At 61.2% G+C, this 26,150-nt stretch carries 23 protein-coding genes; 8 read left to right on the top strand and 15 right to left on the bottom strand.

The window, feature by feature from the left end:
• The first annotated feature begins 272 nt into the window (after positions 1-272).
• A complete protein-coding gene (locus ACW55A_RS18320; RefSeq protein WP_003367933.1) occupies positions 273-758 on the top strand; it encodes an acyl-CoA thioesterase in 486 nt (161 codons plus the stop codon).
• Between the two features lie 46 nt (positions 759-804).
• On the opposite strand, the gene pdxY is transcribed toward ACW55A_RS18320, so the two are convergent.
• Positions 805-1,671, bottom strand: coding sequence for a pyridoxal kinase PdxY (gene pdxY, locus ACW55A_RS18315; protein WP_054082256.1), 867 nt, complete (start codon positions 1,669-1,671; stop codon positions 805-807).
• 118 nt (positions 1,672-1,789) lie between these two features.
• On the opposite strand from pdxY, the gene ACW55A_RS18310 reads away from it, so the two are divergent.
• Positions 1,790-2,182, top strand: coding sequence for a DUF3301 domain-containing protein (locus ACW55A_RS18310; RefSeq protein ID WP_003367929.1), 393 nt, complete (start codon positions 1,790-1,792; stop codon positions 2,180-2,182).
• 135 nt (positions 2,183-2,317) lie between these two features.
• Here the strand turns inward: ACW55A_RS18310 and ACW55A_RS18305 are convergent, their stop codons facing one another.
• Positions 2,318-3,289: a CobW family GTP-binding protein gene (locus ACW55A_RS18305; protein WP_455809160.1), complete on the bottom strand. Its 972-nt coding sequence runs from the start codon at positions 3,287-3,289 to the stop codon at positions 2,318-2,320.
• Between the two features lie 52 nt (positions 3,290-3,341).
• Here ACW55A_RS18305 and ACW55A_RS18300 point away from each other — a divergent pair, with 52 nt between their 5' ends.
• Positions 3,342-3,716 (top strand): hypothetical protein, encoded by a 375-nt coding sequence (locus ACW55A_RS18300; RefSeq protein WP_003367925.1) that lies wholly within the window; start codon positions 3,342-3,344, stop codon positions 3,714-3,716.
• 3 nt (positions 3,717-3,719) lie between these two features.
• Here ACW55A_RS18300 and ACW55A_RS18295 read toward each other — a convergent pair whose 3' ends face one another.
• Positions 3,720-4,370 (bottom strand): DUF1826 domain-containing protein, encoded by a 651-nt coding sequence (locus tag ACW55A_RS18295; protein WP_129484778.1) that lies wholly within the window; start codon positions 4,368-4,370, stop codon positions 3,720-3,722.
• Positions 4,370-5,578, bottom strand: a complete 1,209-nt coding sequence (gene zigA / locus ACW55A_RS18290; RefSeq protein WP_498811501.1) for a zinc metallochaperone GTPase ZigA — start codon at positions 5,576-5,578, stop codon at positions 4,370-4,372. The genes ACW55A_RS18295 and zigA overlap by 1 nt, the downstream gene beginning before the upstream one ends.
• A gap of 140 nt (positions 5,579-5,718) precedes the next feature.
• On the opposite strand from zigA, the gene ACW55A_RS18285 reads away from it, so the two are divergent.
• Complete coding sequence (locus tag ACW55A_RS18285; protein WP_455809158.1) at positions 5,719-6,102, top strand: glutamine synthetase; 384 nt, start codon at positions 5,719-5,721, stop codon at positions 6,100-6,102.
• A gap of 5 nt (positions 6,103-6,107) precedes the next feature.
• Here ACW55A_RS18285 and ACW55A_RS18280 read toward each other — a convergent pair whose 3' ends face one another.
• Both ACW55A_RS18280 and ACW55A_RS18275 read right to left on the bottom strand, forming a co-directional pair.
• A complete protein-coding gene (locus ACW55A_RS18280) occupies positions 6,108-7,334 on the bottom strand; it encodes an N-acetylmuramoyl-L-alanine amidase (RefSeq protein WP_498811500.1) in 1,227 nt (408 codons plus the stop codon).
• Positions 7,335-7,534: 200 nt separating this feature from the next.
• The gene (locus ACW55A_RS18275) at positions 7,535-8,056 is read right to left on the bottom strand and encodes a DUF3617 domain-containing protein (RefSeq protein WP_003367913.1); all 522 of its coding nucleotides are present in this window, start codon (positions 8,054-8,056) and stop codon (positions 7,535-7,537) included.
• 169 nt (positions 8,057-8,225) lie between these two features.
• Here ACW55A_RS18275 and cls point away from each other — a divergent pair, with 169 nt between their 5' ends.
• Positions 8,226-9,665 carry a cardiolipin synthase gene (gene cls, locus ACW55A_RS18270; RefSeq protein ID WP_054082260.1) on the top strand — a complete coding sequence of 480 codons (1,440 nt, stop codon included), beginning with the start codon at positions 8,226-8,228 and terminating at the stop codon, positions 9,663-9,665.
• A 46-nt stretch (positions 9,666-9,711) separates the two neighbouring features.
• On the opposite strand, the gene cfaB is transcribed toward cls, so the two are convergent.
• The 5 genes from cfaB to hflK (ACW55A_RS18245) all read right to left on the bottom strand — a co-directional run bounded on the left by cfaB (position 9,712) and on the right by hflK (ACW55A_RS18245) (position 17,171).
• Positions 9,712-10,899, bottom strand: coding sequence for a C17 cyclopropane fatty acid synthase CfaB (gene cfaB, locus ACW55A_RS18265; protein WP_058398170.1), 1,188 nt, complete (start codon positions 10,897-10,899; stop codon positions 9,712-9,714).
• A 236-nt stretch (positions 10,900-11,135) separates the two neighbouring features.
• The gene (locus ACW55A_RS18260; protein WP_498811499.1) at positions 11,136-13,100 is read right to left on the bottom strand and encodes a heavy metal translocating P-type ATPase; all 1,965 of its coding nucleotides are present in this window, start codon (positions 13,098-13,100) and stop codon (positions 11,136-11,138) included.
• The gene (gene hflK / locus ACW55A_RS18255; RefSeq protein WP_498811498.1) at positions 13,097-14,167 is read right to left on the bottom strand and encodes a protease modulator HflK; all 1,071 of its coding nucleotides are present in this window, start codon (positions 14,165-14,167) and stop codon (positions 13,097-13,099) included. The genes ACW55A_RS18260 and hflK (ACW55A_RS18255) overlap by 4 nt, the downstream gene beginning before the upstream one ends.
• Positions 14,164-15,201 carry a protease modulator HflC gene (gene hflC / locus ACW55A_RS18250; RefSeq protein ID WP_003432786.1) on the bottom strand — a complete coding sequence of 346 codons (1,038 nt, stop codon included), beginning with the start codon at positions 15,199-15,201 and terminating at the stop codon, positions 14,164-14,166. The genes hflK (ACW55A_RS18255) and hflC overlap by 4 nt, the downstream gene beginning before the upstream one ends.
• Before the next feature lie 11 nt (positions 15,202-15,212).
• The gene (hflK, locus tag ACW55A_RS18245; RefSeq protein WP_498811497.1) at positions 15,213-17,171 is read right to left on the bottom strand and encodes a protease modulator HflK; all 1,959 of its coding nucleotides are present in this window, start codon (positions 17,169-17,171) and stop codon (positions 15,213-15,215) included.
• 558 nt (positions 17,172-17,729) lie between these two features.
• Between hflK (ACW55A_RS18245) and ACW55A_RS18240 the strand changes: the two genes are divergently transcribed.
• The 3 genes from ACW55A_RS18240 to ACW55A_RS18230 all read left to right on the top strand — a co-directional run bounded on the left by ACW55A_RS18240 (position 17,730) and on the right by ACW55A_RS18230 (position 22,974).
• On the top strand, positions 17,730-19,319 hold the full coding sequence (locus tag ACW55A_RS18240; protein ID WP_499140544.1) for a glucan biosynthesis protein D: 1,590 nt from the start codon (positions 17,730-17,732) through the stop codon (positions 19,317-19,319).
• A 436-nt stretch (positions 19,320-19,755) separates the two neighbouring features.
• Positions 19,756-20,994: a hypothetical protein gene (locus ACW55A_RS18235; RefSeq protein ID WP_498811496.1), complete on the top strand. Its 1,239-nt coding sequence runs from the start codon at positions 19,756-19,758 to the stop codon at positions 20,992-20,994.
• 96 nt (positions 20,995-21,090) lie between these two features.
• Entirely contained in the window at positions 21,091-22,974 is a 1,884-nt protein-coding gene (locus ACW55A_RS18230) for an acyltransferase family protein (RefSeq protein ID WP_455809152.1), read from the top strand.
• Between the two features lie 129 nt (positions 22,975-23,103).
• On the opposite strand, the gene ACW55A_RS18225 is transcribed toward ACW55A_RS18230, so the two are convergent.
• From ACW55A_RS18225 to ACW55A_RS18210, 4 genes are read right to left on the bottom strand one after another with little or no spacing between them, the layout of a single operon-like run.
• Positions 23,104-23,451, bottom strand: a complete 348-nt coding sequence (locus tag ACW55A_RS18225; RefSeq protein WP_498811495.1) for a response regulator transcription factor — start codon at positions 23,449-23,451, stop codon at positions 23,104-23,106.
• On the bottom strand, positions 23,433-23,732 hold the full coding sequence (locus ACW55A_RS18220) for a response regulator transcription factor (protein ID WP_498811494.1): 300 nt from the start codon (positions 23,730-23,732) through the stop codon (positions 23,433-23,435). The genes ACW55A_RS18225 and ACW55A_RS18220 overlap by 19 nt, the downstream gene beginning before the upstream one ends.
• Positions 23,732-24,796 (bottom strand): sensor histidine kinase, encoded by a 1,065-nt coding sequence (locus tag ACW55A_RS18215; protein ID WP_498811493.1) that lies wholly within the window; start codon positions 24,794-24,796, stop codon positions 23,732-23,734. Before ACW55A_RS18215 ends, ACW55A_RS18220 begins: the two co-directional genes overlap by 1 nt.
• A gap of 51 nt (positions 24,797-24,847) precedes the next feature.
• On the bottom strand, positions 24,848-26,149 hold the full coding sequence (locus tag ACW55A_RS18210) for an ABC transporter ATP-binding protein (RefSeq protein ID WP_003367893.1): 1,302 nt from the start codon (positions 26,147-26,149) through the stop codon (positions 24,848-24,850).
• Position 26,150: the final 1 nt, after the last annotated feature.

Genomic DNA, 26,150 nt, shown 5'->3' with positions numbered 1-26,150 from the left:
ATGATGACGTTGCAAACCGATATCGCCATGCCCTACAGGGCGACAGCTACCCTTTTCGTCATTAAAATCCGATAAAGACGCAGGAAAAACCCCGATCCACAGGTTTTTGCAGGTTAACACCGCCCCCTTCGACATAAAGGCGGTGCAATATATGGAAACAGATAGTTATGACGCGTGACGGCCGCCTGTTGGCCAGCGTCCCGATAACTGTCACAAGCCCCTTGAGCGCCAGCATAGGCGCCCCTTGAACACCTTGACCGTGTGAGTACGCTATGGAACCCGGAAACGCCCAGCTGTCGATGACTGTATTGATGACCCCGGACATGGCCAACTTCTCTGGCAACGTACACGGTGGCACGCTGCTCAAGTACCTGGACGAAGTGGCCTATGCATGTGCCAGCCGCTACGCCGGACGCTACGTGGTGACGCTGTCGGTAGACCAGGTGATTTTCCGTGAGCCGGTGCATGTCGGCGAACTGGTGACCTTTCTCGCCTCGGTCAATTACACCGGCAACACGTCCATGGAGGTGGGCATCAAGGTGGTCACCGAAAATATCCGCGAGCGGTCGGTACGCCATTCCAACAGCTGCTTCTTCACCATGGTTGCCGTGGACGACAATCGCAAGCCCGCCAGCGTGCCGCCCCTGGAGCCGGAATCGGCCGATGCCAAGCGGCGTTTCATCCAGGCGCAGCAACGCCGCCAGATCCGCCAGGAACTGGAAAAGCGTTATCAGGAGATCAAGGAAGAAGCGTTGTAGTTTTCTGGCTCGGGCATCGATGCCCGAGCCTTTGAGGGTATGGCGCTTACAAACGCACGGCTTCGAACTTTACCCGTGGGTGCGCGATGCGATCCTGAGCGCGCACCAGTTCCAGCTCGTAGCTGCCACAGGCCTGGGTTTCCAGCAGCACCTCATGGACGGCGGCCGCAGCGAACTCGAATGCTGCAACCAGATCGTCGCCCAGCAGCACACGCGACAGGAACAACCCGGAGGTCAGATCACCCACGCCGACCGGCTGACGCGGAAACGCCAGTAACGGGCGGCGCAGGTGCCAGCTGGCCTCGGCGGTGACCAACAGCATTTCAAAGCCATCGGCGGCCTTGCCGGGGTAATCGAGGTGTTTCACCACCACCGCTTTGGGGCCACGCGCCAGCAAAGCCCGCGCCATCGCCAGGCAGTCGTGCAGTGATTCGGGCTTGCGCCCCGAGAAGCTGTCCAGCTCCAGTTGATTGGGGCACATGAAGTCCGCCATGGCCGCCGCTTCCTGCAGCAGGAAGTCACTGACTTCAGGCGCTACGATGCAGCCTTTTTCAGGGTGGCCCATCACCGGGTCGCAGAGGTACAGCGCCTTCGGATTGGCCGCCTTGATGCGTGCCACGCCGGTCAGAATCGCCCTGCCCTGCGCCGCACTGCCCAGATACCCCGACAGCACCGCGTCACAGTTGCCCAGTTCGCCAATGGCGGCAATCCCGTCGATCAGCGCAGGAATCTGCTGCGGAGCCAGCACTTCACCGGTCCACTGCTTGTATTGCGTGTGGTTGGAGAACTGGACCGTGTTGAGCGGCCAGACGTTAACCCCGATACGCTGCATCGGGAACACCGCTGCGCTGTTGCCGGCGTGGCCGAATACCACATGGGACTGGATAGCGAGCAAATGAGGCGTACGTTTCATGGGGAGCGGAATCCTGAACACGATGCAAATGCAATAATGAGAAATATAAGTCGCGCAGTATGGCTGTAAATCACTCAGGACAGTTAAGCTGACGACTCCTACGCTGGAGCACTCCGTCATGCTGACCCTGGGAAACATCTTCGTGCTGATGCTGTTCGCGAGCGCCGCGGCCTGGTGGTGGCACGCCCATGGTCTGCGCGAAAAAGCGCTGGCACGCGTCAAGCAGCACTGCGAACGCCTTGAGCTGCAACTGCTGGACGACGCGGTTGCCCTGCGCCGCCTGACCTTCGCGCGCGACGCTCAAGGCCGCAAACGCCTGGCCCGCGTGTATGGCTTCGAGTTCACGGTGACCGGCGAGCAACGTCACCCTGGCACGATCACCCTGTTCGGCGCGCACACTGCGCAAATCGAACTGGCACCCTACCCGTTTGAAATCAAAACACCACCGCCCAGCGCTGAAGTTATTCAGATGAGCGAATGGCGTCAATCGCATCAGAAATGGAAGCAGTAGCCGAGCACGACGCTGGCTGCCGCGATTCAGCGCTCATCCTTACACAAGTGCGCTTTGACTATCGTGCCAATGCTCTGCATTGGCACGCCGTTCCGGACGCTCTTCGTCCTGCCTTCAGCTATTAACTGGCAGCTGTCACGCCAGGCATCCCGCCATCTGCGCCTGCAACGTATCCACATCCTGAGCGGTGGCAAAGATCAACTCGAGGCGTGAGTCCTGACGCCATTCGCTGACTTGCCAGGCCAGCGGAGCCCCATCAACCACGTTGCCGGAATACCAGCCGCCCTCGCTGTGGATAACCATCTTCGCCCGCCGCCAATCAAGGCTTTCCAGCCAGTGCAGGATGCGCTGCAGATCGAAGCGCTGCGAGGGATGCCAGCGCCAGCCGATGCTCCAGCCGTCGGCACTGACCTGACTCAGACAGATCGGCACCTTCAGGTCGGTCCATAGCGCGGGCAAGTGGCCGACGCCGTTGGGCAGCATCAGCTTATCCACAGCCTGTTTATCCACAGCAGTACCGCTGGCAAACCCCGGCACACGGTTCAGGAGCAGCTCCCCATGTCGGGTCCAGATCAAGGCGTGTGGCAGCAACTGTTCGGCCAACGCCTGGCGAGAGACATCATCCAGTTGCTCGGACTTGTTCATGACCACCAGCCCGGCATGCGCCAGCGCTTCCTGCTGAGTACTCGGCAACGGCTGTCCGGCGAGCATTGCCTGCGCGTCCAGCACCACCACGCCGGGCTGCACATCCAGGACGCCGCGCCACGGCGCTTCGCGCAATTGCGTCATCAGTTGCGCGGGATGGCCCAGCCCTGAAGGCTCGATCAATAAACGATCAGGCCGCGCCTTGCGCAATAAACGCCCCAAGCCGATCTGGAACGGCACGCCATTGACGCAACACAGGCAGCCGCCAGCCACTTCGCCAAGTGCGATACCATCGGCATCCGTGCTCAGCAGGGCGGCGTCCAGGCCGATCTGCCCGAATTCGTTGATCAATATGGCCCAGCGCTCATGGGCAGGCTTCTGCGCCAGCAGGCGCTTGATCAGGCTGGTCTTGCCGGCGCCCAGCGGGCCACCGATGACATGCGTCGGTATGTTTTGCAGCATGAGATCACTTTTGGCGAATGCGTGGTTCATTGAAGAGCAAGGAAGGATAACGATGCAAGTAATGCGGCTGCCTGCCCGCCTGGTGTTGATGTTGCTGACAGTGTCTTCCGGTTCGGCGTGGGCCGAAGCGTGTCTGGTCCACAGCCAGGCCGAAAGGCTCGACGTGAAGGTCTGCCAGGAAAATATCAACATCCCGGCAAACCTGTTTCACGACAGCTTCTGCCAACCGCAACTGGCCGGGCAGAAGACCGAGACCACTTACTCGCAACAGTGCCCGGCAGGCGCCTTCGGTGTCTGCCGCAATGCGCAGGTTGCCAATATGCCGTATCGCGAGCATATCCACTATTACGGCGTCGCCGGTGACGCGCTGTACCTCAAGCCTTTCTGCGAAGGCCAGAGCAAGGGGCAGTGGATAACTCCTGACTGATCTTCAAGCCAGCCAGTCCAGCGTCAGAATCAACCTGCGCTCGTTGCGCAGCAGTCGCGGCGAGCGATGGATCAGGCCAAAACCTTCATTGCCGTGCCAGCGTTCGCCCTTGAGCAGCGCCACTTCACCGCTGTTGATCTGCTGGATACGGGCAGCATCCGTCGGCTCGGCGTCCAGACACCCCAGTTGTTTACGGTCCATCACCCCTTCATGCAGCCATTGACTGCCAACCCCGCCATAAGTGGTGATAAGACGTACCGGCACATGATCGACATGGAAGCGCGGGCACATGGCCTTGTCGAGCACCCGCAAACGCAGGCCAACGCACTCGGCACCCAGCAGACAGGCATAGGCGCTGACCAGCCAGGAAACGTCGGCAACGAACCCCTGATAGCCCAGCAGGTCGGAGTAGCCCGATGCCAGCGCGCTCAAGTCAGGCTCGACCTCGCCGCCCCGCACTTCCAGGGTCATGGACTCGGCCAGAGTCTCGTTCATCGACAGTAGCAAGGCGCCGAAGTCCTCTATGTGTGCAGGCAATTGACGCTGCCAGAGCGCAAGGTTGACGCCGTCCTGCAGAATCTCGCTCAACACGTCGGGCGTATCACCGTGCGCTTGGCGGACTGCGGTTTCAGGTTTAAAACGATAAGCCAGCATCAGGCAGCCACCTCTTCGTACCAATCGCCAAACGGATCGGCCAGCGCACGCCAAAGCTCGACACCCGCCTCCATCTCCGCATCAGTGAGCAGGCAGTTATCCAGCTCGGCGGTCAGCCGCGCAAAATCGATGTTCTGGCCGATGAACACCAGTTCCTGCCGACAGTCGCCGGTTTCAGTCGACCAGTTCTCCAGAATGGATTTGACGCTTTCCTTGTCCTCGGGCCAGCTGTCTCGGTTCACGAAACGCCACCAGCGTCCGGCAAAGCCATGGCGCATCAAGCCGCCTGCCTGCGACCAACTGCCTGCGTCCTTGTATTTGCTGGCCAGCCAGAAGAAGCCTTTGGAGCGCAGCAGCTTGCCGTTGCCCCAGGGACGATTGATGAAATCGAAAAAGCGCTCCGGATGGAACGGTCGGCGAGCGCGATAGGCCGTTGATGCTATGCCGTACTCTTCGGTTTCCGGCGTGTGTTCGCCACGCATTTCCTTGAGCCAGCCCGGAGCTTGGGAAGCGCGCTGGAAGTCAAAACGCCCGGTGTTGAGAATCGTCGCCAACGGCACCTGGCCCATCACCATCGGTACAATCTCGGCCTCCGGGTTGAGGCGCTTGAGGATCGCCATCAGCTCTTCACGCTCACTGGAGCTGATCAGGTCGATCTTGCTGAGCAGGATGACGTCGGCAAACTCGATCTGCTCGATCAGCAGGTCGGTGATCGAGCGATCATCGTCTTCACCCAGGGTTTCACCGTGTGTGGACAAGCTGTCTGCCGCCTCGTAATCGAGCAGGAAGTTTACGCCGTCGACTACGGTGACCATGGTGTCCAGGCGCGCCAGGTCCATCAGGCTTTTGCCGGCCTCGTCGCGGAAGGTGAAGGTTTCAGCCACGGGCAACGGCTCGGAGATTCCTGTGGATTCGATCAATAAGTAATCAAAACGACCGTCCTGAGCCAGACGGCTGACCTCTTCGAGCAGGTCCTCGCGCAGGGTGCAGCAGATGCAGCCATTGCTCATCTCGATCAGCTTTTCTTCGGCACGGTTCAAGCTGACATCACGCTGAACTTCGCTGCCGTCGATGTTGATCTCGCTCATGTCATTGACGATCACCGCAACCCGCAGGTTTTCACGGTTGCGCAGCACATAATTGAGTAAAGTGCTTTTACCGGCCCCGAGAAAACCGGACAAAACGGTAACGGGTAGAAGATTTGCCATCAGGACTCTCCAGGCAGCTGCAAGGCTTGAACCTTGTTCATATCGGCTGCGACAAATCCCTCAGGCAGCCAACTCTAATCACATCCGGATGTTATAGTATAACAACCAAAAATAGCTATGGCCTTGGTGAAGGGATCTTCATGAGACGGGTTTCAACAGGTTTGATGGCGATGCTGATCAGCGCGCATGTGATGGCTGCACCTCCAAACCCTTCCGCCGACCTCGCCACCTGTACGCGTAGCGCGACGGTATTGGCGTGCAGCGATGCGCAGGGCAATAGCTACAGCGTGGCCACTGCCGGATCGACGACCTGGTTGAAGGGGTACGAAGTGCGCGACAAGCGCCGCTGGGCGCAGACCAACATCCGCTATGGTCAATTGACGTTTTTTACCGGGTTGGCTTCTGATGGCGAGGCTTGGGCAGGCACTGTGCAGCGTGTGGGCTGGACGACCATCACTCGGGTATCCAGCTCAAGCGGCACGCGCAGCAAGATCACCTGCAGCCGCTTGAATGGCTGCCGCTGAGCCGATCAGACCGGCAGTTCCTGCTTCTGCGCCTGCAGCCAGGCCATGTGCGAGTCCACTGGCGGGTTACGCTGAAAATAGCGCTGCAGGCCATCGAACAGACCATCGGCAACGGCCTGTTGATGACGCGCAGTGACCAGGCGCTGGCTGTCGCGGCTGTTGGAGATGAAGCCGGTCTCGACCAGAATCGACGGCACATCGGGTGATTTGAGAACGGCGAAACCGGCCTGTTCAACGCGCTTCTGATGCAGCGTGGTGATACCTTCGAGACTGCCCAGAACGGTGTGGCCCAATTGCAGACTGGCTGCAATAGTGGCGTTCATCGACATGTCGAGAATCACCCCGGCGAGCATCGGGTCCTTGTCCTTCAGATTGAGCAGCGACGTGGCACCCAGCAGGTCCGCGCCGTTTTCCCGCTGAGCCATGAAGCGCGCCGTTGCCGACGTTGCCCCGCCTTCGGAAAGGGCAAACACCGACGCACCCGATGCCGTCAGACGAGGCGCAGCATCGGCGTGCACGGAGATGAACATGTCCGCGTTGGACTGGTGCGCGAACTCGACGCGCTTGCGCAGCGGTACGAAAAAGTCATCGTTGCGCACTAGACGTACGTCGAAGCCTTTCTCGCGCTTCAAACGTCTGGCCAGCAACTGAGCGATGGACAGCACCACATCTTTTTCGCGTTCACCCCGCGAACCAACAGCGCCAGGATCCTTGCCGCCATGACCGGCATCGACCACCACCATGATGTCGCGTCCGGTGTGCGCCTTGCTGGTCGGGATTGGCACAGGCACCGGCGGCGGCAGCTCAGCCATCTGCACCGGCGCATGGACCGTGGAACTCATGTCCAGGACCAGCCGATGCCCCTGCCCGCCTTCCGGGCCGAGCAGGAAACTGTTGAGCTGTACCGGTGCGGTGAGGTCCAGCACGATACGTGTGTCGTCACCCTGGCCGTAATGCCCGGAGCGAATCGATTTTATAACGGTACGGTCCAGCGCCAACTGACTGAAGTCGCCGGTCAGCCGCGAACCGCTGACGTCGATGATCAGGCGGTCGGGGGCTGTCAGGGTGAAAGTCTTGTATTGCACCGGGCCGCTCAGGTCGAGGACCAGTCGCAGCTTGTCGTTGGTACGCCAAAGGCGGGCGTTACGAATTTGCGTGGCATAGGCACCCAACGGCAACGTCAGGGCCGCGCTGGCAAGCAGCATGTTGAGCAACACTTGGCGTCGGTGCATGGAACGTCTCAAAGAGCAAATTGAGCATCCCGGCTCACGAAGGGTTCATCCACATCATTAGTAACAATATAACATGCAGTTACGGACGAAAGATGAGGTCCTTCATGAAGATTAAGTTACCTGCCACACCATCAGAGGTGACAAAAAATCATCACCTCTGCGCAGCGTGTTCCACGTGGAACATAACTCTATGAATTTGATCATGTACGCGGGGCGACGTTGCCACATTGCGGCCCGAGCCAAACCGCGCGGGTGTCCATGCTGCCGTTCTGTTGCTGCCCGGTGGCATTGAACGTGCCCACCACGTTGGTGGTGAACTCGCGATCACTCAGGAACTGCGCCTGTCCGGTGCCCTTGGCTTTCGGGCAGCTGAACTGGAAGTTCCAGGTCTTGCCGTTGCGCGCAGTAATCTTTTGCGTGCATCCGGATGCCGGGTCAGTCAGCGGAATGTCGTCCGACTGCACCTGCGCCTGAGTCAGGCAGGCCCTCACGCCTTTGCCGCCAAGGGTGACGCCCTGCTTCTTCATCATCTGCTCCATCATCGCACGCTGCTCGGGCGGCAGATTCTGCAACTGTCCCAGCATCAACTGCATGTCCGGCAGCTGTTGTCCGTCCACTTTCATATTGCTGGACGTCAGCTCCCACAAACCCGGTTGCAGCATCTGCGCCTGAGCCATAGGAGCCGCCAGACAAAACATCCAAGCCAACATGCGTTTGTTCATTTCAAGATTCCTGATCGGGCACTGCGGATGAAAACGAGACTGGAATAATCCAGCCAAAAGATAAACCTTAGACGGCACACATGTCGCCCAGTTGCACCCGGAATTAAATAGCGACATTCCTGTTCAGCTGTGGTCTGTTAGGCAGCAAAGGCGAGGAGCATTGTTCCACATGGATTATCACGACCCGTACTTTTTCGGTTATGTCCTGGGTTTCATTCATTTACTCGGTACAGGCGCCGCCATCCATGCGTTGCTGACTGTGCGCACCTCCCAAGGCGCGATTGCCTGGGCGATGCCGCTGCTGTTCATTCCCTATTTCACCCTGCTGCCTTACCTGGTGTTCGGCCGAAGCTCATTCGACGCGTACATCAAGGCGCGTCGCCAGGCCAACCAGGAAATGCGGATCGCGATCGGCAGCCTCAACTGGCGGCCGTGGATGGAAGAAGCCGTGGCTGCGCGTCGGTCAGATGCCTATGCGGCGCTGCGCGCAATGCCCAAGCTGGGCAACATGCCGGCGCTGGCCAACAACAAGGTCAAGTTGCTGATCAATGGCGAGGAAACCTTCGGAGCCATTTTTCAGGCTATCCGAGAAGCGAAGAAGACCATCCTGATTCAGTTCTTCATCATTCATGACGACAAACTCGGGCGCGAGCTGCAAGCGCTGCTGCTGGAGAAAGCGGCCGAAGGTGTGGCGATCTTTGTACTGTACGACCGCATCGGCAGCCACGCCTTGCCAGGCAGTTATATCGATAAGCTACGTGACGGTGGCGTGCAGATAAAAGCCTTCGCCACACGTGGCGGCTGGCTCAATCGCTTTCAGATCAACTTCCGCAACCACCGCAAGATCGTCGTTGTCGATGGCCTGAAAGGTTATATGGGCGGTCACAATGTGGGTGATGAGTACATGGGCCTGAAGCCGCCGCTGGCTCCATGGCGCGACACCCATGTGCAAGTCATCGGCCCGGTGGTCGCCTGCTTGCAGGAGTCGTTCGCCGAGGACTGGTTCTGGGCCACCCGCGAACTGCCTCCGTTAAGCCTGCCTGATGAGTTTCCCGAAGACGGTGTGCTTTGCCAACTGTTGACCAGCGGCCCGGCTGACGCGCAGGAAACCTGCTCGCTGTTCTTCGTTGAAGCCATCCACGCAGCCGAAGAACGCGTGTGGATCACCAGCCCCTACTTCATCCCTGACGAAGCCGTGACCGCTGCGCTGACCCTGGCAGTGTTGCGCGGCGTGGACGTGCGCCTGCTGCTGCCGTCGCGCCCCGACCATTACGTGGTCTACGCCGCTTCAAGTCTGTACGCCTTCGACGCCGTACGTGCCGGGGTACGAGTGTTCCGCTACGAGCCGGGCTTCCTGCATCAGAAGGTCGTCCTGGTCGACAACGAGATCACCGCCATCGGCAGCGCGAACCTCGACAACCGCTCGTTCCGCCTCAACTTCGAATTGATGCTGCTCACGGTCGACAGCGACTTCTCCAGCCAGGTGGAATCCATGCTCACCGCCGACTTCAACCTCGCACGTGAAATCTCCGTGCAGGAAAGCCACGAAACACGGCGTCTGCATCAACTGGGTATGCGCGTGGCGCGGCTGATTTCACCGATTCTGTGAGACCTCTGTGCACTACGCTGCCTGTCTTGAAGAGACGAGCGGGACTTCACCCATAAATATCCTCGCGCGTCAGTGGCAGCCCGGTGTTGCCGTCGGCGAAGGGTTTCACGGCGAGTATCTGGTGCAGGTTGATCCAGCCCTTGGTGAATCCATAGGCGCAGCCTGCGAGGTATAGCCGCCAGATCCGCAGGGTCTGTTCGGGTACGATTCGCGCGGCTTCGTCGAGCCGGGATTCCAGTCGTGCGCTCCAGTGCTCCAGGGTTTTCGCGTAGTGCGGGCGCAGGCTTTCCACGTCGACCACTTCAAGCCCGGCTTCGCTGATATGGGCGCTGATCATGGCCATGTGCGGCAGCTCGCCATTGGGGAAAACATAGCGGTCAATGAACTCCCCGGCACCACGCCCCACAGGACGACCGTCGGTGTGCCGCGCGGTGATGCCGTGATTCATCACCAGGCCGCCCTCCTTCACCGCGCCGAACAGGCGTTGCGCGTACAACGGCAGGTTGGCGTGCCCGACGTGCTCGAACATGCCGACACTGACCACTTTGTCGAAGCGCGCATCCTGCGGCAGGTCGCGGTAGTCGAGCAATTGCAGGTCGACCTTGTCCTGCAGACCTTCGGCTTGCACGCGTTCGCGGGCCAGTGCCAATTGTTGCTGGCTCAACGTGATGCCAAAGACCTTCACGCCGTATTCGCGAGCCGCAAAACGCGCCAGCCCGCCCCAGCCGCAGCCGACGTCCAGCAGGTATTCACCGCGCTTGAGCCGCAACTTGCGGCACAGGTGGTGGAATTTATCCTGCTGCGCCTGCTCCAGCGATTCGTCCCCGGTCTTGAAATACGCGCAGGAGTAGACCATCTCCCTGTCGAGCCAGAGCTGGTAGAAGTCGTTGGAGACATCGTAGTGATAGGCAATCGAGGCCGCGTCAGTGTCCTTGTCATGCTCGACCCGGATCGGATTGCCAGCGCTGTCGTCATCGTCCACCAGCGCGTGGGTCAGTTCATCGCAGACCCGGACCACTTCGCTGATGGAGCCCTCCAGTTCCAGCCGCCCCTCCACAAACGCGCTGCCGAGCAGGCCCAGACTGGGGTGACTGAAGTCGGAGACCAGCTGCGGGTCCTTGACGACTATCGTGACGCTGGGCGCAGGCCCGAGGTCCATCTGATGACCGTCCCAGAGCCGGAGCCGCAACGGCAGATGAAGGTTCTGCAAGGTCGTTGGAAGTTGTGTAAGCATTTCAAAATCACCCCCTTATCCAGAAACTCAAAAAAGAGTAATCCAGCAAAGGCCCCGCAAAAGGGCCCGAAAAGGCATTGGCGACGGCAAAACTGCTATGAATCAACTGCGGGGGAACAGCCCTGTGCCCTCTGATTCGAGCCGAGAGTCAGCCTGAATTTGGATCACACAATGAAACACAGCGCTTAATCTGTAACAGAATTAGTCAAAGCTCAAGCCGTTTGACGCACTGATCATCAGTGCAGGCGTGGGACCTGATGTTGCACACCCACGTCTTCGAGCTTGAGCAATGGCTCCTGAAAGCGCAGCAAACGTCCGGCGTTGCCCAATACCAACAGGGTGCTTAGATTGTGCAGGATAGCTGCGACCATCGCGCCCGCAGCGCCAAGCAGACCAAAGGCGGCCAGAGCCACGATGGCCAGCGTCCAGCCCAGCCCGATGATGACGTTGACCTGCAAGGTGTGACGGCACTGGCGGCTGAGTCGCACACAGGTGCCCAGGCGGCGCAGATCGCTGCCGATCAGCACGATGTCGGCGGATGCCAACGCGATATCCGCCCCACCCGCGCCCATCGCCACGCCGACCACGCCCGCCTTCAGGGCCAGCGAATCGTTGACCCCGTCGCCGACCACCATTGGCCGGAAACCACTGGAGATCTCGCCCATGACGCGGTTGAGTTTGTCTTCAGGCAGCGCCTGCGCCTGAACGTCAGCGATGCCGATATCGTGCGCCAGATTGTCGGCCACGCTCTGCCGGTCACCGGTCAACAGCAATTGTCGGCCCAGGCCCAGGCCGCGCAATTCCAGCAGCGCCGCCTGAGCTTCGGGTTTGACACTGTCGGCCAGCAGCAGCCAGGCCAGAAAAACCCCGTCCAGCGACAGACCGGCCAGCGGGCCGTCATGTGCAGGGACAGCAGGCGTGACGATGCCCATCTGTGCGAACAACTCCGGGCGGCCCAGTGCTGCATCGCCCTGCCCGGTCGAGGCCACCACACCCAGGCCCTGGCGCTCACGGGTGTCGGTCAGCGGCAGCAGTCGGGCATTATCCACCAGCCCGGCCAAGGCCCGACTCACCGGGTGACTGCTGGCAGACCCGAGGCTCGCAGCCAGCTCCAGCAATTGTGGATGCTGCGAACCGTCAGCCTGCACGGACTGCAGACGCAGACGGCCGTAGGTCAGGGTGCCGGTCTTGTCCACAACCAGTGAGTTGAGGTCAGCCAGTTCTTCAAGAAACGCCGAACTGCGGATCAGAATCCCGTGCCGCGCCGCGACCGCAATACCTGCGATGGCGGTGGCCGGGGCCGAAAGCACCAGCGCACAGGGACAGGCTGCGACCAGCACTGCCAGCATCGCCTGGGCATCCTGAGTGATAAACCAGGTCAGCGCCGCGATCAGCAAGACCAGCACCATGTAACTGCCTGCGTAGCGCTCCAGCAGACGCGTGATAGGCGGCTTGGAACGCTCTGCGCTCTGCATCAGCGCGATGACCTTGCCCAGCGTCGACTGATCGCCGATGCGGGTCACTTCGATGCGCAGCAGGCCGTCGAGGTTGATGGCGCCACCGAACACCTCGACCCCGACACTGGCTTCCAGCGGGACCGATTCGCCAGTGATCGACGACGTATCCAGACTGGCTTGCCCGGACAGCACCCGACCGTCCGCCGGAACGCGGTCGCCCGCCCGCACTTCCACCTGATCGCCGGCTTTCAGCGTCGCGTTGTCGACCTCGCGCACGCTGCCGTCGGCGCCGAGCAAACGCGCCTGGCTGCGAGTCAGGCGTCCCAGCGCTTCGATGGCCTCCTGCGAGCCGATCACACTGCGCTCTTCCAGCACATGACCGAAGATCATGATGATCGGCAGCAACGCGGCGGTCATCAGGTCACCGGTGGCCCAGGCACCGAGCATCGCCAGTGCGATCAACTGATCGGTGATGCCGTGCAGGCTCGGATGCCGCAGGCTGTGCCAGCCGGCGCTGATCACCGGTATCGCCACCAACAGTGACGCAGCGCCCAACAGCAACTGGCTGACACCTGCCTGCTCCGGGGCGAAAAACCGCCAGACCAGTCCCAATGCCAGCAAGCCCAAGGCCAGCATCGCGAGGGTCAGTTGCCGGGCGGCACTGCGCTGTTCTGCGCTGCTCAGCAGACTGCCAGGCGCTTGCGGTTGACCAGCGTCGTGGGTGTGAACGGCTTCGCCACTCATTGTGGTGCTCCCTGAATGATCAGGCGGGAATCGTCTTTGGGATCGACCGTGGTCACCGAACCCGCCTGATGCAGAATGACCGGTACGCGTTCACGGTAGATACGTTGCATCAGGCCGGGGTCGCTGCGGGTTTCGGCTGATTGGGTGAGGCTGACAACCGTTGCGGTAGCCGACTGCGCCTTGGCCAGACGCTCGGACGCCTGTGCATGCGCCACTTGCAGGGTTCGGTCGGCCTGTTGATTGGCGGTCTGGGTCAGCTTTTCGGCCTCCGTGCGCGCGTTGGCCACGGCCTGATCGGCCTGCTGACTGGCCGTCAGCACAGCATTGAACGCGTTGACTGCAGAGGTCGGCAGGCTCGACTGCACATCCACCCGAGCGACCTCGACACCGATGCTCATGCCGGTCGCCTTCAGCTCGGCCAGACGCTGATTGATGCCGCGCACCAGATCGCCACGCAGCCGCTCACGGCGCTCGGCGGCCTGGCTGTCAGCACCGATCAGCTCGGGACGGGCAACCAGAATGGTGTCCAGATCCCGCGCCGCCGTTAGCGCCACAGCGCTGCGATTGACCAGCCGGTCCAGCGCGGGCAATACATGCTCGCCCTGCAACACGAAGGCAGTGGGGTCAGTCACTTTGTAAAACACCGTGACGTCCAGTTGCACCACACCGGCATCGCCAGTCAGCAGAAAACCGGAGCCTGCCAGTGCATCGCTCATGGGTGCCGACAGGGTCGCGACTTCATCGGCTTTCAACGCGGCAGGCGAACGCAGCAGGGTTTCCACGCGCCGCTCTATCACCCGATCAGCCGAAGGCAGCAGCACCACCTGTTCGAACGGCTGCGGCCAGGCGATCAGCAGCCCTGCGTTCTGAACCCGCTCGATCGCGCCGAAGTGCATGACCACCGCGCGGTTCTGTGGATCGATCTGGCGTATGTTGGACGTCGCCCAGGCAAGCGCGGCGAGCAATGTCACGCCATACAGCCCCAGAAACGCCAGACGGCTCGCCTGCAACCAAGGGCTGTTTACCGGCGGGCGCTGCGCCACGGCTTCGTCGACCGGCTGGCTCATGGCTGCGTTCCGCTCTTGCCATCCAGCGTCGGCGGGCCGTCCACCAGCACGCGGAACGGCGCCGCGTCGGTGCGCAGTATCAGGCGGGTGCCGGGCGTCACGATAGTGCCCAGCGTATCCAGCGAGCGCAGCAGGTTGTAGAGCTGCGGCGAGCCCGCATAGGCACGGCCATAGATCTGCGCGGCTTCAACCCGCGACTGTGCTTCGATATCGGCCGCCTTGACCGTGGCATCGGCTTCGACAATCCGTGCATCGCGCTCGGCGGCCGAACGAATCTGCGCCGCCTCACGCTTGCCCACGGCGGTTCGCTCGGTGGCGATGGTCTCGCGCTCGGCGCGCATGCGGTCCACGGTAGCGTTGAGCGTTACCGACGGCAGGGTCAGTCGTTCCACGCCGACCTGCAGGACACGCACCCCGTAAGTCGCCAGCAGTTGCTGATCGATCTGCTGGCGCAGCTGATTTTCGAAGGCAGTGATATTCACCTTGCTGGCGTCGGTATTCACCAGGCTGGAAAGGTCGAAACTGCTCGCGGTGGTTTCCAGCGCAGAGCCAACAAAGGTACGGATCTGCCGCGCCGCCTCGTCGGGCTGGTTCTGTACCGCGCGCATGAAGCGCTGCACGTTGTCGGCGTCGCCCTGCACCTGCCACGCCACGTAGGCCTGAACGATGATGCGCAAGCCATCGCGGGTACCGACGTCCTGCAGACCGCTGGAAGTGGTTCGCAGGCGCAGATCCACCGGGATGGTCGCCTCGAACGGTGCCGGCCAGCGCCAGTTGAGGCCCGGCTCCAGCAGGACGCGGGACGGGTTGCCGAAGCGTGTGACGACGGTCGCCTCGCCCGAACGCACCTGCACCAGGCTCGCTGCTGCAATCGCAAACGCGATCAGCACCGCAGCCAGGCTTGCCCGCCGCCAGGGGAACGCTGCCGGGCCGCTCGCGCCATGATGATGGTGGTGATGACCATGGCCGCCATGGCCGTGACTGTCATGGCTATCGTGGTCGGCGTGATCGTGATGATGATGGAACAGACTCAAGGGACGACTCCTTACTGAACGGCTTTACGCGGCGCCGTTGGGTCTGCCGGTGGGGTGAAGGTACGCAGGTCGATGGTCGGCGCACTGTCGCCGCCCAGACGGTGGTCGAGTATCAGCAACTTCGCATTGCCCAGGCCCTCGGTCAGTTGGGCCAGGTATTGCTCCAGCAAAAACGCCTGGCCTGCCTTGGCATAGGCCTGACGTTCGGCACTGAAGCGCAGGTCTGCACCCTGTGCGCCGGCCAGAATCTCGCGGGCGACGGCACTGGCCTGATCACGCGCCACGCTGGCATTGAGCTGCGCCTGATTGGCCCTGTCGCTGGCCGCGCCGCGTTCGCGAGAGATCAGCGCCTGTGCACCAATCTGCGCAGCCTGCACAGCATGATAGGCGTTGGCCGCACCGGCAGGCGGGTGGATGGCTTCAACCACCGTAGCGAGCAATTCGACGCCGCTGTCCAGCCGCTGCAAGTCGGCCTGCACGGCCTTGCCGATGTCATCGGCCAGCTCGCTGCGCTGTTCGCCGAGCAGTTCATCCAGCGTGCGCGAAGCAAAGTCATGCACCAGCACCCGGCTGGCCGTGCTGCGAATCAAGGCTGGGATGTCAGCGCTGTTATAGGTCGACGCCATGGCTGCGGCATCTGTCAGGCCGATACGGTAGACGAACCGCACGTCCATATTGACGATCTGAAAGCTCTGCTTGTCGCCTGCACTGCTGGCAATGACCTGGGATTTTTCGTTGATATGGCTGGCATCCCACAGACGGTTGGCGCTACCCGGTGGCGGGCCTTCGGCCGGGTCCAGCGTTTGCTCGGCCGTGTCGGCAGCAGAAACGCTGGTCGCCAGTTCATGAACCACGCCGTTTTCAACGGCCAGCACACGCCCGAACGGCCAGGGCAAACCCACGTGCAGACCGGGCCCGAACACGTCGACCGGCTTGCCGAAGCGCTCATAAATGCCCCGCCCCTGCATGGGAATTTCATGCACGCCGCTCAGCACCCAGCCCAGCGCTGCGACCACCGTCAGCACCGGCAAAAAGGCGCGACGCATGTAGGTAAAGGCCCAGATCTGGCGCAGATCGATGCCAAAGCGGTTGTGCAGTTCGTGCTGCAAGGCGAGCAGCGGACGCGGCGGCCAGCGCAACAGGTCGGCGATGAAACTGGCGGCCAGCAGGCGCGGTTCGCTGCGTGGGTTGCGCGGGCTGAACACCGACAGCACAGCGCGCAGCAGAAACTCCAGCGCCACGCCAAACGGCAGCAGGCCGATCAATACCGCCAGCCGCGCAGGCCAGACACGTTCTGCACTGGAGAAAAACAGGCACAGCGCGCCGACCAGCAGGACGATCAGCGTCATGCGCACCAGTTGCGCCAGCGCACCGGCCTCCGGCGACTGACTGTCGGACTCGCTGCTCAGTTGTCGCTCGATGACCAGCAGCCCGAATGCCAACAGCAGCATGACGCTGCCGGCCAGGCTACCGGCCAGGCTACCGGCCGTGGAGAGGTCGACGCCGGACAGCGCCAGGTTCCAGAAGGCACGAACGACGATCAACGCCAGCACCGCCCAACCGGCAAGCCACAGGGTCGAGCTGCCCACGTGCCTGACCAGCGATTTGCCGGAGTCACTCAGCCGTTCAAGCAGCCGCTCGTACCAGCCGCTCTCGTCGCCAGCAGACAGGTTTTCGTCGAGGGTGTCTGCGTCCGGCGAACGCAACGCGCGAGCCCGCCACAGCGCGACATGCCGCGCCGACTGCAAGCCGGCCGTGAGCAGAAACAACGCCGCCGAGGCGTTGCACAACACGGCCATCCACAAAGAGCCGGGGGAAAACAGATCGATGGACAACGCCAGCAGCAGCCCGAACGCCCCTGCTCCACCGGTCACATACATCAATCGTCCCAGACGCCGAACCTGTTGCACCGCCATTTGAAAACGTGGCAGGCCTTCAAGGCCTTCGTGCTCATCCAAATCAACCCGCATCACTACCCCGGCACCCGCTGATTTATCGCCCTTTGGAGAGCCCTGCATTGGCATCTGAATGCCAGTGAATCATAGCGTTACGATATAACACGCGGAATGAAACTTTCGTCAGGACTATTAGCTGAACGGATGTGAGATAGCCGTGTTGCCCAGCGGGCGAATCGACCTGAAGTCAGGCAGAGAGCGAGCCCGCGCGCCGGCAAAATGATTGCTGAATATTGCCTGGCGAAAAAAGTTTTCGTGTCGGTCGAAGACGTCGAGTTGATCAGCGTTTCTTGCCCCGATCGTCTGGAAGCCTTGCGCCAAGCGGCGATGCGCTTAATCGATTAGTCTGCAGCGACGCAAAAATCAGCGTTATAGCCGTCAACACGCCGGATTCATTAGCCATGATCGGCGTTTTTTTTTGGTCGATTTCCGAACCGTATCTCGTCTTTGTTATCTGTTGTGGGTAGTTTGCGTTCGGCAAGGAGTCGTTGGCGCGCCATTTTTTGTGCAGGACGCACAGAATTACTCAGAGGCTTCACCTTTATGAATCGCAGAAATCTCCTGAAAGCGTCCATGGCGTTAGCCGCCTACGGCAGCGTATCGGCCTCAGGGCTTTTTGCTGCGCGGGCACTGGCCGCCGCAGCCGATGGCGAGATCGAACACTTCGATTTTGCTGAGTTGCAGGCGCATGCCAAGAAGCTTGCGAGCAAAGGGTATGTGAGCAACAAGCAGGTGCTGCCACCGGTACTTGCGAACATGACGCCGCAGCAATTCAATGCCATCCGCTACGACCCGAATCACTCGCTGTGGAAAGACGTCCACGGCCAGCTCGACGTGCATTTCTTCCACGTCGGCATGGGCTTCAAGACGCCCGTGCGCATGTACAGCGTCGATCCGCAGAGCAAACAGGCGCGCGAAGTGCATTTCCGCCATGACCTGTTCAACTACGAGAACAGTGGCATCGACAAGAACCTGGTCAAGGGCGACCTGGGCTTTGCCGGTTTCAAACTGTTCAAGGCGCCTGAAATCGCCATCAATGACGTCGTTTCGTTCCTCGGCGCCAGCTACTTCCGCGCCGTGGACAGCAACAAGCAATACGGCCTCTCGGCCCGCGGCCTGGCCATCGACAGTTACGCCAAACGTCAGGAAGAATTCCCGGACTTCACCAAGTTCTGGTTTGAAACGCCGGACAAGAACGCGACACGCTTCGTGGTTTACGCACTGCTCGACTCGCCGAGCGCGACCGGCGCCTATCGCTTCGACATCGACTGCCAGGCCGGCCAGGTGGTCATGGAAATCGACGCGCACGTCAATGCGCGTACCGACATCCAGCAGTTGGGCATTTCGCCGATGACCAGCATGTTCAGCTGCGGCACTCACGAACGCCGCATGTGCGACACCATCCACCCGCAAATCCACGACTCGGATCGCCTGTCGATGTGGCGTGGCAACGGTGAGTGGATCTGCCGTCCGCTGAACAACCCGGCCAAACCGCAGTTCAGCGCGTTCTCCGACACCGATCCGAAAGGCTTCGGGCTGGTACAGAGCGATCACGAATTCTCCAGCTATCAGGACACCGTTGTCTGGTACAGCCGTCGTCCAAGCCTATGGGTCGAGCCGATCACGGCGTGGGGCGAAGGCGAGGTCAGCCTGCTGGAACTGCCGACCACGGGCGAAACGATGGACAACATCGTGGTGTTCTGGACACCGAAGACGCCGGTCAAGGCCGGGGACTCGATGAACTACGGCTACAAGCTGTTCTGGAGCCCGCTGCCGCCGGTAAGCACGCCGCTGGCACAGGTCCACGCGACACGTTCAGGCATGGGCGGCTTCCTCGAAGGCTGGGCACCGGGCGAGCATTACCCGAAAACCTGGGCACGCCGCTTCGCGGTGGACTTCAACGGCGGCGGTCTGGATCGCTTGCCGGAAGGCACTGGAATCGAGCCCATCGTCACGGTCACTCATGGCAAGGTGCAGGACTTCAACATCCTCGTGTTGCCGGACATCAAGGGCTACCGCGTCACCTTCGACTGGGTACCGGACAGCGACTCGGTCGAGCCGGTTGAAATGCGCATGTTCATCCGCACTGGCGACCGTACGCTGAGCGAGACCTGGCTCTATCAGTACTTCCCGCCCGCACCGGACAGACGTAAATACCCGTAATCCGCAGATGGGTGACGCAGAGCGTCACGAAGGGCATTCCCACGCGGAGCGTGAGGAACGATAAATGTCTGGGCTGGAGCGTGAGGAACGATAGGTGTCTGCAGGATCGCTTCCGCAAGAACACCATCGTGCCCATGCTCCGGCGTGGGCACGCCGTTCTGGACGCTCCGCGTCCTGTCCTGGGCACTAAGTGCGGCGCATAACTATTAATCCTGACTAATTAATTGACAGTTGCCCCAACTGCGACTGATATACCTGTTGTCATGCCGTTGCGAGCGTCCGCTCCAGACCCCCATCTCCCAAAGCTTCCCTGTGTCGACACGTCCCCGTGATCGTCGGGCGGTAGCTTTGTCCGCGCAATTCCCCTGACGTATTTCACAAGGCAGCCAGCATGGCGTTGAATACTGCGAACGGCGTCGACGCCAGGTGGTCGTTGATGTCCTTTGACAAGTCCACGGTGGTGGTGTGGGTCGCCATCAGCCTGATTCTGGTCGAGACCTTTTCCGGAGCCTTGCGCTTCTACTTCGACCAGGCAGGCATAAGCCCCCTGCTCTATCTGCCCAAGGCCGCCTGCATCCTGCTGTTTACGCTCGAACTGCGCACATTCAGAGCCGGACGGTTGTTCTGGACGTTCACGATCCTGTGGCTGATTTCCGCGCTGCTGGCCATGCTGCATCGCGCCAGCGCGCACAACCTGGCGTTCAGTCTGTTCGCGCTGAGCCCGCTGGTGTTCGGCCTGGTATGTGGCCGGCACCTGCTGTATCGCCGCAAGCTGTTGTACCGCGCCATTGCTTTCTGCCTGCTGGCCTCGCTGTTGGGGATTGCCCTGGACAAGCTCACCTCCGTGCCATGGAAGGGCTACAGCTACAGCGTCGGTGAAACCCAGTTGAGCGCCAATACCTCATGGAGCGCGGACGAGGTGGACCGCATTGCCGGTTTCGCCAGAGTGTCCAACGTGCTGTCGATCATGATCGCCTTCTACACGCTGTACCTGATCATGTTCCTGCGCTCGCGCCTGATGATGATGTTGCTGAGTGCGGTGGCGCTTTACGCCATCGTGCTGACCACCAGCAAAGCGCCAGCCGCGGCCTTCGCGCTGACCATCGTGCTGCTGTTATTGCGGCGGATGAGCTGGACCTGCAGGACGGTGTGCACCGTGGTGGTAGGCATCGGCCTGCTGTTGCCGGCACTGGGCCTGATGGTGAGCCCTGACGCTTACGCGGTCAGCAGCGGCGGCTCTCTGGCCTCGCTGTATGACCGGCTGATCAACACCTGGCCCGGCCTGATCAATGCGATGAGTCGCGAAGGCTGGATGATCAGCGGGGCAGGCTTCGGCATGGTCGGCAGCACGATGGGGTTGTTTCCGGTGGACGGTGCCGGGGTATTTCTCGGAATGGACAGCTCCGCCCTGTACCTCTGGGCAATGCTGGGCGTGCTCGGCCTGCTGCTGTATGCGCTGCAGATTCCGCTGTTGTTCCGCCTGATCGATGATCAGACCCGTGTTGGCCATATGCTCCTGGCGATCAGCTTTTGCTGGTGCCTGATCAGCTGGACCACCGACATGTTCGAGGTCGCTGTCGCCAACCTATTCATCGGCCTGGCCATTGGTCATGTGATGGCCGGCAAAGAATCTTCTGCGGGCCATGCGCCCGGGCTGACGTCGGCTGCACGCTGATCAACCAGCACAATCACCACAACGCTGGCTGCCGATAAGCTTCGGCTGATCCCCGGCCCCTCCCCCTCACGATCAGCCAACGGATGGCTTTCTCAAATGGACTTCAGAAAAGACATCAATGGCCTGCGCGCCATCGCAGTGATCGCAGTGCTGCTCTTCCACTTCCACCCCGACTGGCTGCCTGGCGGCTTTGCCGGTGTCGACGTGTTTTTCGTGATCTCGGGGTATCTGATCACCGCCATCATCCTGCGCGGCTTGAGGAGCGGTAAATTCAGGCTGGCGGCGTTCTACACGTCACGGGCCAAGCGCATCGTCCCGGCCCTCGCTGTGCTGTGTTTTGCCTTGCTGTTGCTTGGCTGGTTCGCTCTGCTGCCGCTGGACTACAGCGCGCTGGGCACACATGTGGCGAGCAGCCTGGGGTTCGTTTCCAACTTCGTCTATTGGCGTGAGGCCGGGTATTTCACCGCCAGCGCCCATGAGAAGTGGCTGCTGCATACCTGGTCGCTGTCGGTGGAATGGCAGTTCTACCTGCTGTACCCGATTGCGCTGCTGATGCTCAGTCGCTTCGTCGCGCTGCACAACCTGCGCTGGTGGGTACTGGGCGCAAGCCTGACAGGCTTTGTGGTGTGCGTATCTGCCTCCTCGCAATGGCCGGAGGCAGCGTTTTACCTGCTGCCGACCCGCGCTTGGGAGTTGCTCGCAGGTGGCGTGGCCTGCCTGTTCCCGCTGCGATTGAAGGCCCTGCAGCAGCGCGTTCTGGAACACATAGGACTGACGCTGATCGTGGCCGGCTTCTTTCTGCTGTCCGTGCAGGACACGTGGCCGGGTTATCTGGTGTTGATGCCGGTGCTGGGGGCGTTCGCGGTGATCGTCGCCGCACGCAACGACTCGCTGCTGACCTGTAACCCGCTCGCCCAATGGGCCGGCACACGCTCGTACTCGTTGTACCTGTGGCACTGGCCGGTGGTGGTGTGGATGAATGACGCCGGGTTACTGGGCGAGACCCGCGCAGTGCTGGTGGGCATCGGCGTGGCCGTGATGCTGGGTCTGGTCTCATGGCGGCTGATCGAGCAGCCCGTCAGCAGGCCGTCGTCTGATCAGCGCAGCAGACGTGCCACGTTCGGCACGCTGATCGCTCTGCTGTTCGTCGGCGGAACGCTGTTGAGTGCAACCGGCGGCGTGATTTCTCCCCTGCGCCCGGTGAGTGTTTCGGACAAGGCGCGTTTCATTCAGGAGTACGCTGATCGCCAGCACAACCTGTACGAGCCCTACTGGCTGAAATGTGACGCCTTCTCCGCCCTGACTCAGCGCGGCCAATCAGGCATCGATGAAGCCTGCACCCGCAAACAAGGGGTGGGTGGCGTGTTCCTGTGGGGCGACTCTCATGCACAAGCGCTGTCGCTCGGCCTGCGTACCTTGCTGACACACAGCACGCCCTTCTATCAGGTCGCCTCGGCCAGTTGCCGTCCCGCTCTGAGGGACCAGCAAGGACGTACCTCTGCGACCAGCAGGGCCTGTGACTACTCCAACAGAACGGCCCTGCAGGGCATCGAAAGGCTGCGTCCGGACATCGTGGTCATCGCGCAAAAGGACGGGCACGACAAGACCGACTGGACGCAGATCGCGGTTCGGCTCAAGGGCCTTGGTGTGAAGCACATCGTGCTGATCGGCCCGGTTCCGCAGTGGAACCCGTCGTTGCCCAGCGTCATCGCCAACCGTCATTGGGGGCTGAGCGAATCGTACATCCGCGATCCGGCTCTGGATCAAAGTGTCATGCTGGTGGATCAGGCAACCCGCGCACTGGCCGCATTGGCAGGCATCCAGTTTGTGTCGCTGATCGACAAACTGTGCATCGCCGATGCCTGCCGGGTACGCCTGGAAGACAACCGCTCTCTGCTGCAGATCGACTCGGGGCACTTGAGCGCAGAAGGTTCGCTGTACGTCGTGCGCAACTACGTACTGCCGCAGCTGGTGAATTAGTCAGCCGCTGAGTACAAATGTCCTGTTTCTGGAGGCTGTAGCGGCCTCTTCGCGCCTACTCCTACCGCCGCCGGCCAGAATCAAAAGCGGACTTGTGTATAACGATGAGGGCTCGGCGTGGGCCGGTGATCAGTGCAGCTCTTTGAGGCGCTCGGCAAACTTGACGAGGTCGGCCAGGGAATCGGCTTCCATCTTGCGCATCACCGAGCCACGGCGGACCTTGACGGTGATTTCACTCACGTTCAGCCGGGCTGCAATCTGTTTGTTGAGCAGGCCGCTGACCACCAGCTCCATCACCTGCCGCTCACCGGAATTGAGGCTGGCGTGGCGGCGCTGCAGTTCGGCTTCGACCGCGGCACTTTTGCGTCGACTGCGATCCTGCGCCAACCCCTGCTGAATGGCGTCGAGCAAGTCCTGATCGCGAAAGGGCTTGGTCAGAAACTCCACCGCACCGGCCTTCATGGCCCGCACGGACATGGGAATGTGGTGATGAAAATGACCGGCAGGGAAATCCCCGACCTGGCCATATGCTCCTGGAAGTCCAGACCACTCATTCCAGGCATGCGAATGTCCAGAATCAGGCAGCCCGGCGCGTCAGGACGCGGCGTGTCCAGGAACTCGCGGGTCGAGCCGAACAGCATGCTGCGCAACCCGACCGAGGCCAGCAGATCCTCCAGCGAGGAGCGCACCGACAGGTCGTCATCAAGGACGTAGATGATCGGCTCTTCGGCCTGTGATGCGGCGGCAACTGTGCTCATCAGGTTTCCATCTTTCCGGTGGGCAGGGTGAAGTGAAACGTAGCACCGATTGCAGGGTTGGGGGTGACCCAGATGCGCCCGCCATGAGCTTCGATGATCGAACGACTGATCGCCAGACCAATCCCCATCCCTTCCTCCTTGGTGGTGTAGAAAGCATCGAACAACCGATGGATGTTTTCCGGTGGCACGCCGATACCGTTGTCGCTGACCGCAAATTCGATATCACCGCCGTCATGCCAGCCCACCCGAATCTCCAGTTGCGCCTGATCCGCCTCAAGCTTTTTCATCGCATCGACGCCATTGAGCATCAGGTTCAGCAACACTTGCTGGATCTGCACCCGATCAGCCAGCAGCGGCAGGCCCTCCGGAACGTCGACCAGCAGTGCGATGCCCTGCCCCTCTATCTCGCTGTGTGCCAGCGCCACGATCTCGGCGACGGTATCGGCCACGCTGATCCACTCCTTGTGAGTGGACGAACGCTTCGCCAGCGCGCGCACCCGGACGATGATGTCCCCGGCGCGGTTCGCGTCACTGATCATGCGGTCGACGGCCTGCCGAGCCTTCTCCAGATTGACCGACTCGGTGGCCAGCCAGCGCTGGCAGGCATTGCCGCTGGTGACAATGGCCGACAGCGGCTGATTGACCTCGTGAGCAATGGACGCCGTCAGTTCACCCAGTTGATTGACCCGTGCGATCCGCGCCAGCTGTGAGCGCGCTTCATGTACCGAGCGGATGGCCAGCGCCATACGCAACGCCAGCCAGGTGGTCATGGCGATGGCCGCCAGGCTGATGATGCAATTGATCAGCCCGGACGCCTCACTGCCTCTGGAGGTCGTCATCTCGTAACTGATCACGGTCAGCACCATGCACAGCAACGCCATCGCGATAACGCCTGTGGACGGCAGGAACCTGACCGCCAGCAGCACCACAACAATCTGGAATACGCCCACGGCGATTTCCAGGTCGGTCAAGGTGTCGGCAACTGCAATGACCAGCGCCAGCATGAGCAACGCGATCAGCCGCACCGCCATAGCAGCCTTGCCGTAGGATTCCGGTTCACGCATGCGCATCATCCCGCTGGTTGCAAAAGGCCTGTTGAGTATGTCCTACAAACCTCAGGACGGGTTGTCCAGGCTGAACTGATCGGTCAGTTCGTCATAGGCGAACAACTCCGCGTAGCGCCCCCATTGAATCACTGCGTTGAGGGTCTGCATGGCATCGCTTTCAGACATGAAGTCTTCGAGTTGATCACGAAAGCGCCGTGCCGGTGCCGTGTGCGTGGGACGGTCATCCAGCACCCGACGGATATGCGCCACCAACGGCACAAAGCTCAGCAGGTGCTGGGCGAACAGTTGCTTGCGCTCGTCGACATCCGCCAGCGCATAGCGATTAGCGGCAGGCAGCAGGCGAATGTCGCCGCCCTTCAGTTCAGCGAAGCGCAATAGTTGCAGCACCTCGGCAATCGGGAACAGCTCGTCGGCGTTGTAGTGCAGCGCAGCGGCCAGCTCCGGCAGGTCGGCTTTGAGGCTGTAGGGCGGCGCGTGAATCGCCTCGATCAACCCTGCCAGTGCGTTGGTGGAAACCTGTGGCAACACCATTCCCAGCCCGGTGCCCGGAAACACGCCCTGACGAATCTCGCCGGCGTCGTTGTCCTGGGTCATCAGCACGTAGATCTCTTCCACCAGCGCCCGAAAGATCGGGTCCTGGCGGTTGCGCGGCTGGGGCAGATCGACCTTGATCTCGCTGATCACCCGGCCAGGATTGGAGGAGAACAGCAGGATGCGATCGCACATCAGCACGGCTTCGGCGATGTTATGCGTCACCATCAGGATCGACTTGATGGGCATGCGCCCCTCGCTCCACATGTCCAGCAAGTCAGTACGCAGGGTTTCGGCGGTGAGCACGTCGAGCGCGGAAAACGGTTCGTCCATCAACAGCACGTCAGGATCGATGACCAGCGCGCGCGCCATGCCGACCCGCTGACGCATGCCTCCGGACAGCTCTTTGGGGTAGGCGCTCTCGAAACCGTCCAGGCCGATCAGATCGATGGCCGCCAGTGCGCGCTTGCGGCGTACGGCGGCAGGCACACGTTGAGCTTCGAGGCCGACTTCGACGTTTTCCAGCACCGTCAGCCAGGGAAACAGCGCAAAGCTCTGGAACACCATGCCCACCGACATTGCCCGTCCTTGCACACGACGAGGGAAATTCACCTCACCTTCGGTAGGCACCACCAGCCCGGCGATGGAGCGCAACAGGGTCGACTTGCCCGAGCCGGACCGGCCCAGCAGGCCCACTATTTCGTTCTCATTGAGCGTCAGGGTCACGTCATCCAGCACCAGGCGCTCTTTGCTGCCTTTGCCGTACACATGTCGGACTTTCTGAACATCTACCAGGCAACGCGTTTCGACAGCCATCATG

Source organism: Plantibacter cousiniae (nom. nud.) (assembly GCF_977070315.1).
The sequence above is the reverse complement of the archived record's forward strand: the minus strand, read 5'-3'. Positions and strand labels throughout refer to the sequence as shown.